The organism is Streptomyces spinoverrucosus (assembly GCF_015712165.1).
GTDB lineage: Bacteria > Actinomycetota > Actinomycetes > Streptomycetales > Streptomycetaceae > Streptomyces > Streptomyces spinoverrucosus_A.
Genome location: NZ_JADPZX010000001.1, coordinates 3,659,463 through 3,672,500 on the forward strand (window position 1 = coordinate 3,659,463; position 13,038 = coordinate 3,672,500).

Below are 13,038 nucleotides of genomic sequence, written 5' to 3' on the forward strand. Positions count from 1 at the left end.
CGGTTACAGAAGCGACGTAATCGATGATTTGAGCAACTGGGCGTAGCAGCGCCTGCACGAAGCGTTATTCTCCTCAGACGCAAACCGGTACCCCTCTCGTCGCTACGACGGGTGAAAGGTCCCGTACTGCACGTGATGGAAGCTCTGCCTCTGGGAGTCCCGTGTACCCACACGTCGGGGTTGACGCCTCGGGCCTGGCTACGCTGCGCGCAACGGTCCAAGACCTGTTGCGCGGCTTCGTCCCCACCGCGTACGCCGTCCCCGCATTCACCACCGCCGCGCCGGTCGGCCCGTGCTACGCACTGGCCGACGGCAGCGCCGCGGTCGGCAGACGAGGCCGCTCGGCCGGAGCGGCCACCGCACGCCGTCCGGCCGCCGACAGCGACAGCGCCCGGATGATGGACCTCGTGGAGCGCGCCCAGGCCGGTGAGGCCGATGCCTTCGGCCGGCTCTACGACCAGTACAGCGACACCGTGTACCGGTACATCTACTACCGGGTGGGAGGAAAGGCGACCGCCGAGGATCTGACCAGCGAGACCTTTCTGCGGGCGCTCAGAAGGATCGGCACGTTCACCTGGCAGGGCCGCGACTTCGGGGCATGGCTGGTCACCATCGCGCGGAATCTGGTCGCCGACCATTTCAAGTCCAGTCGGTTCCGGCTGGAAGTGACCACCGGCGAAATGCTCGACGCCAACGAGGTCGAGCGCTCGCCCGAGGACTCCGTGCTGGAGTCCCTCTCCAACGCCGCCCTGCTGGACGCGGTCCGGCGGCTCAACCCACAGCAGCAGGAGTGCGTGACGCTCCGCTTCCTCCAGGGCCTCTCCGTCGCCGAGACCGCCCGCGTGATGGGCAAGAACGAGGGCGCCATCAAGACCCTCCAGTACCGCGCCGTGCGCACCCTCGCCCGTCTCCTTCCCGACGACGCACGCTGAGCGCCGTACACACTCCGCTATCCCCAACTCACCATCGGTGAAAGACCGTTGACTTCGCCGTCCGTTCCTCCTCCGTCCGTAACCCAAGTGCCGCGCCGCTCGTTGTGCGGGATGCAGGCTCCCTGTGGTCACTCCCTGGCCGACTCCGATCCCTCGATCGTGTGGTTGTGGCCGGGGCGTGCAACCCTCAGGACCCCCTGGGGAGTCGACCGTCATGACGAGAGGAGGTGCCGCCAGTGATCGCGAACGTATCGGCGCACCGGCGGGCGAACGCCTTCGCCCAGGCCCTGGAGGAGCAGTCCGAGCGGGGCACGGCGGCCGAGCAGTCCGAGGAGTCGGCCCCGGCTGCTGCGGAACAACCGACCGAGCAGGGCCGCCTGTTGGCCCTGACGGCCGGTCTTGGCGCGTTGCCCAAGCCGGAGCTGGATCCCGAGGTCAAGGTCGTCCAGAGGGCGCAGCTGGTGGCCCAGTTCGAGGCCATGCTGCAGGAGGGCGGCGGGGCGACAACGTCCGATTCCGCGGTGCCCGAGCAGCGTTCCGCGCGGGGCCGTGGCGCCCACCGGGCCACGCCGCTGGGCAAGTTGCGTCCGCGTACGCGACTGGCCAAGGGCCTCACCGCGGGCGGGCTCAGCGTGGGTGTCGCCGCCAGTGCCTTCGGCGGAGTCGCCGCCGCCAGCGGGGACGCCCTGCCCGGCGACTCGCTGTACGGGCTCAAGCGCGGCATCGAGGACTTCAAACGCGGCCTGGCGGATGGGGACGACGAGCGCGGGCAGGTATTCCTCGACCAGGCGTCCACCCGGTTGAGCGAGGCTCGTCGGCTGATGGAGCGCGGCCGCGGCGGCCACCTCGACCACGAGTCGCTCGGCGAGATCCGCCGTGCCCTGTCCGGCATGACGCACGACGCCTCCGAGGGACACCGGCTGCTGACTGCGGCCTACGAACGCGACCCCGAGTCGCTGGACCCCATCCAGGCCCTCTCCGCCTTCTCCCGCTCGCACCGCGAGGCCTGGGGCGCCCTGCGCGAGCGGCTTCCGGTGCAGCTCGGAGACGTCAGTGAGCAGGTGTCGTCGGTGTTCGACGCCATAGACCAGGAAGTCGCCCCGCTGCAGTCCCTGCTTCCGCAGCCCCCCGCCCAGGGCGGCAGCCAGGGTGACAGCAGCGGGCGCGGCTCCGACAGCGGGCCGGCCACCGGCGCCACCGAGTCCGGGCGCGGCTCCACGGCACCCAGCAGCGGCAGCGGCTCCTCCGACGGCGACGAGACCGGCAGCGACGGCCCGAGCCGCTCGGCCGAGACCGGCGGCGAGATCGAGGGCCTGCTGGGCGGTAACACGGGCGGCCTGCTCGACCCACCGACGGACCTCGGCAGCGCCTCCCCGTCGCAGACCAAGCCACCGACGACCGAGCCCGACGTCACCGTTCCACCACTGCTCCCGGGGCTGCTGCCCGGGCTCGGCCTCGATGCCGAGGACGCCGAGTAGTTTGCGGGCGGTACGGCTGTGGGGGCGTCCCTTGCGAGGGGCGCCCCCGTCGTCGTATGTCCGGTGTGGTCAGAAGAAGACCGAGCGGCGCTGCACCAGCAGCTTGTAGAGGGTGTGCTGGATCTGTTCTCTGACCTGGTCGGTCAGGTTGAACATCAGCATCGGGTCCTCGGCCGCCTCCGGCGGATAGCCGTCCGTGGGGATCGGCTCGCCGAACTGGATCGTCCACTTGGTGGGCAGCGGGATCGCACCGAGCGGGCCCAGCCACGGGAACGTGGGAGTCAGCGGGAAGTACGGGAAGCCCAGGAGACGCGCGAGGGTCTTCGCGTTGCCGAGCATCGGGTAGATCTCCTCGGCGCCGACGATCGAGCACGGGATGATCGGCGTGCCCTGGCGCAGCGCGGTGGAGACGAAGCCGCCGCGACCGAAGCGCTGGAGCTTGTAGCGCTCGCTGAAGGGCTTGCCGATGCCCTTGAAGCCCTCCGGCATGACGCCGACCAGCTCGCCCTGGCCGAGGAGGCGTTCGGCGTCCTCGGCGCAGGCGAGGGTGTGCCCCAGCTTGCGGGCGAGTTCGTTGACGACCGGCAGGACGAAGACCAGGTCGGCGGCGAGCAGGCGGAGGTGGCGGCCGGCCGGGTGGTGGTCGTGCACGGCGACCTGCATCATCAGGCCGTCCAGCGGGAGCGTGCCGGAGTGGTTGGCGACGATCAGGGCGCCGCCCTCGGACGGGATGTTCTCGACGCCCTTCACATCGACCCGGAAGTACTTCTCGTACACCGGGCGCAGCAGGGACATCAGGACGTGGTCGGTGAGTTCGGCGTCGTAACCGAAGTCGTCGACCTCGTAGTCGCCGGTGAGGCGGCGGCGCAGGAAGGAGAGGCCGGCGGCGACCCGCTTCTCCAGGCCGCCCTCGTCCAGGAGCGGCTGCTGCTCGGGCTCGTCCGGCCGTTGTTCCTCGTGGGGCACGGGGACATCTTCCTGCGCACGCGCCCGGCTGGGCAGGGGCTGGACCTCGCCCATCTCACCGACCCGCGCGGGCTCCCCACCGGGGCGCCGGCTCCCCCCGCTCCGGCCACGGCGAGGCGGCCGCTGCACGGCGTTCCCACGGGACCGGTCGTCGTCGAACGGAATGACCTTGGCGTCCGCCATCGTTGATGCGCTCCTCAGTTGGCGCTCTGCGTCGGGGGGTTGCCGCCGCCCGCGACGGGCAGGGCGGCGATCCGGTCGACGGCCCCCGCAAGGGCCTCGGGCGGCAGGAGTCCGGGTCCGCGGCTGCGCGCGAAGTCCGCGAACGTCTCCGCGGTGGTGTACTTCGGCTGGAAACCCAGCGTCTCGCGCATCTGGGTCGTGTCCACCACCCGGCCATGGGTCAGCAGCCGGATCTGCTCGGGTGAGAAGTCCGTCATGCCCAGGGTACGCACCAGCGAGCCGGCCCACGTGACGGCGGGCAGCAGCAGCGGCAGGGTGGGGCGGCCGAGCCGCCGGGAGCACTGGGAGAGCAGCAGGACGCCGTCGCCGGCGATGTTGAAGGTGCCGCTGTTGAGGGTGCCCCGGCGCGGCTCGTGCGAGGCGATCCGCAGCACCTCGATCACGTCGTCCTCGTGCACGAACTGCAGCCGGGGGTCGTAACCGAAGACGGTCGGCAGGACAGGTAGCGAGAAGTACGAGGCGAGCGGTGAGTCGGCGCTGGGGCCCAGGATGTTGGCGAACCGCAGCACACACACCGCCACGTCCGGCCGGCGGCGCGCGAACCCCCGTACGTAGCCCTCGACCTCCACCGTGTCCTTGGCGAAGCCGCCGCTGGGCAGCGACTTGGGCGGGGTGGTCTCGCTGAACACGGCCGGGTCGCGGGGCGCCGAGCCGTAGACGTTGGTGCTGGACTTCACCACCAGCCGCCGTACGGTCGGGGACTTCTGGCAGGCGCCGAGCAGCTGCATCGTCCCGATGACGTTGGTCTCCTTGACCGTGGCCCGGTTGCCGCTGCCCAGCGCGGTCGCGGTGACGTCCATGTGGACGACCGTGTCGGCGGCCGTCTCGGCCAGCACGCGCGCGATGGTGGGCTGCCGGATGTCCGCCCGAATGAAGTCCGCGCCACCCAGGTGATGCTCGGGCGGTACCGCGTCCACGGCGACGACCCGATCGACTTCCGGGTCCCGCTGGATCCGTCGTACGAACCGGCCCCCCAGCTGACGGGCCACTCCGGTCACGAGCACGACCTTGCCCAAGATCCGCGCCTTCCTTCCAGCCCTCGTACCGTTGCCGAGTTCCCCGTCTGCGGTCAACTTAGCGGCTTGGCGTTGCGCTGTGATGACCGCCCGCTGCACCAAGTGACGAGAAAACACGCTCGTACCCGGGCCACGGTGAAATGCGTGTGGCCCCCCACCGGACGGGGTGGGGGGCCACAGTCACGCTTTCGCGACGTTACGGTGCGTCGTTACTTCTTGTTACGACGCTGAACGCGCGTGCGCTTGAGCAGCTTGCGATGCTTCTTCTTGGCCATCCGCTTGCGCCGCTTCTTGATAACAGAGCCCACGACTACCCTCGCTCACTTCTCATCACTCGGTGTTTGGGCGCCATGGGCCCACACGACCTACGAGGGGCTAGCCTACCCGCCCGAGCGCTGAGGTCGTAATCGAGGTGCACGGGGAGATCGAAAACGCCCTGAGCTCGATCTCCCCGAATCGCCGTCAGGCGGTTTCCACCCCCACATAGCTGTCGCGGAGGTACTCGTGAACCGCGTTCTCGGGGACGCGGAAGGACCGCCCCACCCGGATCGCGGGCAGATGACCGCTGTGCACCAACCGGTACACGGTCATCTTCGACACTCGCATCACCGAGGCGACCTCCGCCACGGTAAGGAACTGAACCTCACTCAGAGGCCTCTGATCTCCAGCTGCAGCCATGACACACCTGAACCTTCCGCACTCGACTCGACGGCCACCGGCTTCCCCTTCCGGTGACTCTTCGTCGCTGCGTGCTCACTCCCCAATGTAGGGGCGGGTGATGCGAGTGGGGAAGAGGTGCACCCATCGGCGGCCTACTGTGACAGACACGCCCGATTGAGTACGTAGCGGGTAAGCGGCCGGTAGTAATCAGACCGCACAGCGTCATCAAGTGGAACGACCACGGACACCCGCCCCTCGGCCTCGCCGACGAACGGCGCGGGGTCGTCCGTGTCGGCCAGCCCGATCGCCTCGAACCCCAGCTGACCTGCTCCGCAGACCCATCCGTGGTCCCCGATGACCAGCTCCGGGAGGGTCCCGCCGGCCTCGGCGATCGCGGCCAGAACGGTGCGAACCGGGAGGGGGGAATGGGTGTGTGCGCCGGTCGCACAACCGGAGCCGGGGGCGCCGGGTTCCCGCACCAGCGCGACGCCTCGTACGTAATCAAGGTCGTACGTGCGTAGGCCGAACCTAGTCGTTATGTCGACAGAGCGACCCTGCGCCGGGGTGAGGACAGCACATCCGGCCGCCGACAGGGCGTCCGCCAAGGCGCCGTAGAAACCGAGCAGCCGGTGCGGGTGACCGGTCCCGAGCAACACGGGTGCACCACGCTGCGCGACCACGGCGAGCCGTTCCGAGAACGCCTCCAAGGCGGCGAGGGTCAGCTCCGGGTCGATCACATCCTGACCAGAAACGCATCTCGGATCTCCGGATACCCCACACTTGTCCGCCATCAACCCGATCAAATCCCGCTCAGTCCAGGCCTGTTCAGGATCAATCCCGATCAGAAGGCGAGGATCGCGCGCCGCGAAGGCCCGATAACTCCGCAGGCTCTCTTCCCGAGAGGTGGCAACGGGACCGGCCAGCCGGGCGGCCAGGAGGTGAGATCGAAGGCGGGCTCGGGGAGCTCTGGGGACTCGGTGGGCTCGGTGGACCCGGTGGGTGGGGTCGGTGGGCATGGGGGGATGGTGACGGATGGCGGGGTGGGGGTGGGGTGGGAATGGGGGAAGGGGGCTCGGTTGGCGTAATGGGGGTTGGCGTAATGGGGGTTGGCGTAATGGGGGTTGGCGATGCGAGGTGGCCGGGTTGCCGCCCAACCGCCGCAACCGCACGTCCCCACTACTGCAACGCCGTCCGCCGCGCCGCCGCAGCCACCGCGTCGCCGCAACCGCCGTCTCGCCATAGCTGCAACGCCGTCCGCTGCGCCGCCGCAGCCACCGCGTCGCCGCAACCGCCGTCTCGCCATAGCTGCGGGCAGTCGTGCCGCTGGGGCGGCACGGGTGGGCGCAGCGGCACCCCGCCCGCGCGGGCGAGCGACCCCACCCCCGCCCAGCCGCACGTCGCCGCAACCGCCGTCTCGCCATAGCTGCGGGCAGTCGTGCCGCTGGGGCGGCACGGGTGGGCGCAGCGGCACCCCGCCCGCGCGGGCGAGCGACCCCACCCCCGCCCAGCCGCACGTCGCCGCAACCGCCGTCTCGCCATAGCTGCAACGCCGTCCGCCGCGCCGCCGGAGCCACCGCGCCGCCGCAACCGCCGTCTCGCCATAGCTGCGGGCAGTCGTGCCGCTGGGGCGGCACGGGTGGGCGCAGCGGCACCCCGCCCGCGCGGGCGAGCGACCCCACCCCCGCCCAGCCGCACCCGACCTCAGCTGACCAGCAGCCCTACGCCAACAACCCCCGCAGCGGAAACACAGCCCGCCGAGTGGCCAACACAGCCTGATCCAACCGATCCGCAGGGTCGTACCCCGCCTCCCAGTCCCCCCACGACACCGGCCACCGCCCATCAGTCATCCGCACGGGCGCCAACTGCCGAGTCCGAGCAAAAACCTCCTGCCGCCACTCCTCGGGAACCATCGCCTCGGGCGCCACCTCCCGCCCCGCCACAATCCCCACCAGGTGGGTCCAGGACCGCGGCACCACATCAACCACCGCGTATCCACCCCCACCCAACGCCACCCAACGCCCCCCGGCGTACTTGTGCGCCAACTCATGGCAGGCAACCTGCACAGCCCGCTGCGCATCCAGAGAGACCGCCAAATGCGCCAACGGATCCTCGAAATGCGTATCGGCCCCGTGCTGAGTCACCAACACCTGCGGCCGAAACTCGGCAACAAGCTCCGGCACCACCGCAAGAAACGCCCGCAACCACCCGGCGTCCCCCGTCCCCGCCGGCAGCGCCACATTCACCGCCGACCCCGCCGCGGCCCCCTCGGCTCCCGTCTCCTCCGGCCACCCGGTCTGCGGAAACAACGTCCGCGGATGCTCGTGCAACGAAATCGTCAGAACCCGCGGATCCTCCCAGAACGCCGCCTGCACCCCGTCCCCGTGATGCACATCGACGTCCACATAAGCGACCCGCTCCGCCCCCAGTTCCAGCAACCGGGCAATGGCCAGCGAGGCGTCGTTGTAAATACAGAACCCCGAAGCCCCCGCCGGCATCGCATGATGCAGCCCACCCGCGAAGTTCACCGCGTGCAGCGCCTCCCCGCGCCACACAGCCTCCGCCGCCCCCACCGACTGCCCGGCGATAAGAGCCGACACCTCATGCATCCCGGCGAACGCCGGATCGTCCAACGTCCCCAGCCCATACGACTGGTCGGCCGCCCGCGGATCCACCGACGCGGCCTTCACCGCCGCGATGTAGTCCTCCCGGTGAACGAGCCGCAGAGTGGACTCCCCCGCCGCCTTGGCCGCCACGACATCCATCTCGCGATCGAGCCCGAACGCCTCGACCAGTCTCCGGGTCAACGCCAGCCGGACCGGATCCATCGGATGGTCCGGCCCGAAGTCATAGCCCGTTACTGCCTCGTCCCACATCAGCTGTGCGCGGCCGCTCATGCCCGCCACCGTATCGGTCCGGTTGAGCGGCGAACGACCTGGCGTACACGAGTGTCACCAGCACCAACACCATCGGCACGAGCATCGCACCGCGATAGCTCCAGGCATCCCCCAACGCCCCCACCAACGGCGAACCGATCAGAAAACCCACATAATTGAATACATTCAGCCGCGCAACGGCCACATCCGAAGCCCCAGGAAAGAGCCGCCCCGCCGCCGCGAACGTCTGCGGCACCAGCACGCACAACCCCAGCCCCAGCAGCGTGAACCCCAGCGTGCCCACCCACGCCCCGGGCGCCCCCGCCACCACCGCGAACCCCACCGCCGCCACGACCGCCCCACCCCGCACAACCGCCACGGCCCCGAACCGCCGCACCCCGAAGTCCCCCAGCGACCGCCCCACCAGCGTGGTGACCATATAGACGTTGTACGGGACCGTAGCCGTCTGCTCCGAGCTCCCCAGCACATCCTGCAGATACTTCGCGCTCCAGTTGGAGACGGTCGCGTCCCCGATGTACGCGAAGGTCATCACGAGACACAACGGCAGCAGCGCCTTGAAGACGACACCCCCCGCCTGCCCCTCCTTCTCCACAGCGGTCCCGGAAGCAGCACCGGCGCGCCCGTCGACGTACCACCGACTCCCCACCAGAGCAGCCGGCAACAGCACCACCACGACCGGCAGATACGACACGAACAACGCCAGCTCCCAGTGCGCCCCCACCCACGCCAGCGAGGCCCCCAAGATCCCGCCGAGGCTGTAAGCGGCATGAAAGCCGAGCATGATGCTGCGCCCGTACGACAGTTGCAGGCTGACGCCCAGCATGTTCATCGACGCGTCGAGGGCACCGACGGCCAGCCCGAACGCGGCCAGCGCAACCGCCAGCTCGACCATCCGCTCCCCCGCGCCCACCCCGAGGAGCGCCAGGAGCACAACGGGCTGGGACCATCGCAGCACCCGACTGGGCCGTACGCGCTTGACCAGCCTCTCCGTCAGCACGCTCCCCACACCGGCCAGTACCGGCACGGCGGCGAGGAAGGCCGGCAGCAGCGCGTCGGACACGCCGTACCGGTCCTGGATGGCCGGAATCCGCGTCACCAGCAGGGCGAAGGCAACGCCCTGAGTGAAGAACCCGAATGCCAGCGAGGCCCTGCCGCGCCGCAGCACATCAGTCATGGCCGCGAGCGTAGGGCCCCGGAGCACCGCTGGGTATATCCAGCCAAAGATGAATCTCCCTCAGCTTCACCTGAGCAGCTCGGCCAACTCCCCCATCTCGGAGAAGAGTCCAGTGGCTCCCACCAGCTTGTGGCCAGGCGTCATGGCCGTGAACCCGTACACATCCATCCCGGCCGCCACGGCCGCCCGCACCCCGAGGGACTGTCCTCGACGACCACACACCTGTCCGGCGCGACCGCCATCCGCTCCGCCGCGTACAGGAACAGATCCGGCGCCGGCTTCCCCCGCCCCACATCCTGCGAGCTGAAGATCCGTCCGTCGTCGAACCACCGATCCAGCCCGGTCGTCCGATGTCCCACCCGAATCCGCTCGTGGCTCCCCGAGGAGGCCACACAGTACGGCACTCCTTCCGCGGCCAGCTTCTCCACCACCTCGGCGGCGCCGCTCACCGCCGTCAACTCCTGCTCGAACGCGGCGAAGACCCGCTCGTGAAAGACATCGTCGAACTCCGCCGGCAGCCGCCGCCCCGTGCGCTCCTCGATCGACTCATGGATCCGATGCATCGCGGATCCCATGAAGTCCCGAATGGAGTCCTCATACGTCGTCGGATGCCCCAGCTCGGTGAGGTAGGCCGCCAGATGCCGGTTGGAGATCGGCTCACTGTCGACGAGAACACCGTCGTTGTCGAAGATGACCAGGTCATAGCGCATGCTCTAGACCCTAAACGCAGAAATCCCCCGTGCCGACTGGCACGGGGGATTTCTTCAATAATTGTTCGGCGGCGTCCTACTCTCCCACAGGGTCCCCCCTGCAGTACCATCGGCGCTGTAAGGCTTAGCTTCCGGGTTCGGAATGTAACCGGGCGTTTCCCTCACGCTATGACCACCGAAACACTATGAAACTGACAACCGGAAACGGCTGTTCGTGGTTTCAGAACCAACACAGTGGACGCGAGCAACTGAGGACAAGCCCTCGGCCTATTAGTACCGGTCAACTCCACACGTTACCGTGCTTCCATATCCGGCCTATCAACCCAGTCGTCTACTGGGAGCCTTACCCCATCAAGTGGGTGGGAGTCCTCATCTCGAAGCAGGCTTCCCGCTTAGATGCTTTCAGCGGTTATCCCTCCCGAACGTAGCCAACCAGCCATGCCCTTGGCAGAACAACTGGCACACCAGAGGTTCGTCCGTCCCGGTCCTCTCGTACTAGGGACAGCCCTTCTCAAGACTCCTACGCGCACAGCGGATAGGGACCGAACTGTCTCACGACGTTCTAAACCCAGCTCGCGTACCGCTTTAATGGGCGAACAGCCCAACCCTTGGGACCGACTCCAGCCCCAGGATGCGACGAGCCGACATCGAGGTGCCAAACCATCCCGTCGATATGGACTCTTGGGGAAGATCAGCCTGTTATCCCCGGGGTACCTTTTATCCGTTGAGCGACGGCGCTTCCACAAGCCACCGCCGGATCACTAGTCCCGACTTTCGTCCCTGCTCGACCCGTCGGTCTCACAGTCAAGCTCCCTTGTGCACTTACACTCAACACCTGATTGCCAACCAGGCTGAGGGAACCTTTGGGCGCCTCCGTTACCCTTTAGGAGGCAACCGCCCCAGTTAAACTACCCATCAGACACTGTCCCTGATCCGGATCACGGACCCAGGTTAGACATCCAGCACGACCAGACTGGTATTTCAACGACGACTCCACACGAACTGGCGTCCGCGTTTCAAAGTCTCCCAGCTATCCTACACAAGCCGAACCGAACACCAATATCAAACTGTAGTAAAGGTCCCGGGGTCTTTCCGTCCTGCTGCGCGAAACGAGCATCTTTACTCGTAGTGCAATTTCACCGGGCCTATGGTTGAGACAGTCGAGAAGTCGTTACGCCATTCGTGCAGGTCGGAACTTACCCGACAAGGAATTTCGCTACCTTAGGATGGTTATAGTTACCACCGCCGTTTACTGGCGCTTAAGTTCTCAGCTTCGCCCCACCGAAATGGAGCTAACCGGTCCCCTTAACGTTCCAGCACCGGGCAGGCGTCAGTCCGTATACATCGCCTTACGGCTTCGCACGGACCTGTGTTTTAGTAAACAGTCGCTTCTCGCTGGTCTCTGCGGCCACCCCCAGCTCCGGCAGCAAGTGCCGTCACCGGATGTGGCCCCCCTTCTCCCGAAGTTACGGGGGCATTTTGCCGAGTTCCTTAACCATAGTTCACCCGAACGCCTCGGTATTCTCTACCTGACCACCTGAGTCGGTTTAGGGTACGGGCCGCCATGAAACTCGCTAGAGGCTTTTCTCGACAGCATAGGATCATCCACTTCACCACAATCGGCTCGGCATCAGGTCTCAGACACATGCCAGGCGGATTTACCTACCTGACGTCCTACACCCTTACCCCGGGACAACCACCGCCCGGGATGGACTACCTTCCTGCGTCACCCCATCACTCACCTACTAACCGCTTGGTCCGGCGGCTCCACCACTCCGTGCTTGTCCGAAGACGCACACGGCGGTTTCACGGCCTTAGCATCACGATGCTCAGTGTTTGACGCTTCACAGCGGGTACCGGAATATCAACCGGTTATCCATCGACTACGCCTGTCGGCCTCGCCTTAGGTCCCGACTTACCCTGGGCAGATCAGCTTGACCCAGGAACCCTTAGTCAATCGGCGCAAACGTTTCTCACGTTTGTATCGCTACTCATGCCTGCATTCTCACTCGTCAACCGTCCACAACTCGCTTACGCGGCTGCTTCACCCGGCAGACGACGCTCCCCTACCCATCAACACCCTCGTTGGAGGTACATGTGTCAATGACACGACTTCGGCGGTACGCTTGAGCCCCGCTACATTGTCGGCGCGGAATCACTTGACCAGTGAGCTATTACGCACTCTTTCAAGGGTGGCTGCTTCTAAGCCAACCTCCTGGTTGTCTGTGCGACTCCACATCCTTTCCCACTTAGCGTACGCTTAGGGGCCTTAGTCGATGCTCTGGGCTGTTTCCCTCTCGACCATGGAGCTTATCCCCCACAGTCTCACTGCCGCGCTCTCACTTACCGGCATTCGGAGTTTGGCTAAGGTCAGTAACCCGGTAGGGCCCATCGCCTATCCAGTGCTCTACCTCCGGCAAGAAACACACGACGCTGCACCTAAATGCATTTCGGGGAGAACCAGCTATCACGGAGTTTGATTGGCCTTTCACCCCTAACCACAGGTCATCCCCCAGGTTTTCAACCCTGGTGGGTTCGGTCCTCCACGAAGTCTTACCTCCGCTTCAACCTGCCCATGGCTAGATCACTCCGCTTCGGGTCTTGAGCGCGCTACTGAAACGCCCTATTCGGACTCGCTTTCGCTACGGCTACCCCACCCGGGTTAACCTCGCAACACACCGCAAACTCGCAGGCTCATTCTTCAAAAGGCACGCAGTCACGAGACACAGCAAGCTGCATCCGACGCTCCCACGGCTTGTAGGCACACGGTTTCAGGTACTATTTCACTCCCCTCCCGGGGTACTTTTCACCATTCCCTCACGGTACTATCCGCTATCGGTCACCAGGGAATATTTAGGCTTAGCGGGTGGTCCCGCCAGATTCACACGGGATTTCTCGGGCCCCGTGCTACTTGGGTGTCTCTCAAACGAGCCGCTGACGTTTCGACTACGGGGGTCTTACCCTC

General features: G+C 66.7%; 9 protein-coding genes, 2 rRNA genes and 1 pseudogene (1 of these 12 cut by a window edge). 2 read left to right on the forward strand and 10 right to left on the reverse strand.

Going from position 1 to position 13,038, the window contains the following annotated elements; all coding sequences use genetic code 11:
* Positions 1–161 precede the first annotated feature (161 nt).
* Together I2W78_RS16415 and I2W78_RS16420 are read left to right on the forward strand one after the other, a co-directional pair.
* Positions 162–932: an ECF subfamily RNA polymerase sigma factor, BldN family gene (locus tag I2W78_RS16415; RefSeq protein ID WP_196460699.1), complete on the forward strand. Its 771-nt coding sequence runs from the start codon at positions 162–164 to the stop codon at positions 930–932.
* Between the two features lie 236 nt (positions 933–1,168).
* Positions 1,169–2,410, forward strand: a complete 1,242-nt coding sequence (locus I2W78_RS16420; protein ID WP_196460700.1) for a DUF5667 domain-containing protein — start codon at positions 1,169–1,171, stop codon at positions 2,408–2,410.
* A gap of 69 nt (positions 2,411–2,479) precedes the next feature.
* Here the strand turns inward: I2W78_RS16420 and I2W78_RS16425 are convergent, their stop codons facing one another.
* From I2W78_RS16425 to I2W78_RS16470, 10 genes and pseudogenes are all read right to left on the reverse strand, one after another.
* Positions 2,480–3,559 carry a lysophospholipid acyltransferase family protein gene (locus tag I2W78_RS16425; RefSeq protein WP_196460701.1) on the reverse strand — a complete coding sequence of 360 codons (1,080 nt, stop codon included), beginning with the start codon at positions 3,557–3,559 and terminating at the stop codon, positions 2,480–2,482.
* 14 nt (positions 3,560–3,573) lie between these two features.
* Positions 3,574–4,635 carry an NAD-dependent epimerase/dehydratase family protein gene (locus I2W78_RS16430; protein ID WP_196460702.1) on the reverse strand — a complete coding sequence of 354 codons (1,062 nt, stop codon included), beginning with the start codon at positions 4,633–4,635 and terminating at the stop codon, positions 3,574–3,576.
* Positions 4,636–4,844: 209 nt separating this feature from the next.
* Positions 4,845–4,943, reverse strand: coding sequence for a 30S ribosomal protein bS22 (locus I2W78_RS16435; RefSeq protein ID WP_003948845.1), 99 nt, complete (start codon positions 4,941–4,943; stop codon positions 4,845–4,847).
* A 154-nt stretch (positions 4,944–5,097) separates the two neighbouring features.
* On the reverse strand, positions 5,098–5,313 hold the full coding sequence (locus I2W78_RS16440) for a helix-turn-helix domain-containing protein (protein WP_141316280.1): 216 nt from the start codon (positions 5,311–5,313) through the stop codon (positions 5,098–5,100).
* 134 nt (positions 5,314–5,447) lie between these two features.
* Entirely contained in the window at positions 5,448–6,311 is an 864-nt protein-coding gene (locus tag I2W78_RS16445; RefSeq protein WP_196460704.1) for a phosphatase, read from the reverse strand.
* 702 nt (positions 6,312–7,013) lie between these two features.
* Entirely contained in the window at positions 7,014–8,189 is a 1,176-nt protein-coding gene (locus tag I2W78_RS16450) for an acetoin utilization protein AcuC (protein WP_196460706.1), read from the reverse strand.
* Positions 8,140–9,363: an MFS transporter gene (locus tag I2W78_RS16455; protein ID WP_196460707.1), complete on the reverse strand. Its 1,224-nt coding sequence runs from the start codon at positions 9,361–9,363 to the stop codon at positions 8,140–8,142. Before I2W78_RS16455 ends, I2W78_RS16450 begins: the two co-directional genes overlap by 50 nt.
* 66 nt (positions 9,364–9,429) lie before the next feature.
* A pseudogene (locus tag I2W78_RS16460) lies at positions 9,430–10,073 on the reverse strand (HAD family hydrolase).
* Positions 10,074–10,136: 63 nt separating this feature from the next.
* Positions 10,137–10,253, reverse strand: a 5S ribosomal RNA gene (gene rrf / locus I2W78_RS16465).
* A gap of 70 nt (positions 10,254–10,323) precedes the next feature.
* Positions 10,324–13,038, reverse strand: a 23S ribosomal RNA gene (locus I2W78_RS16470); it runs 405 nt beyond the window's last position.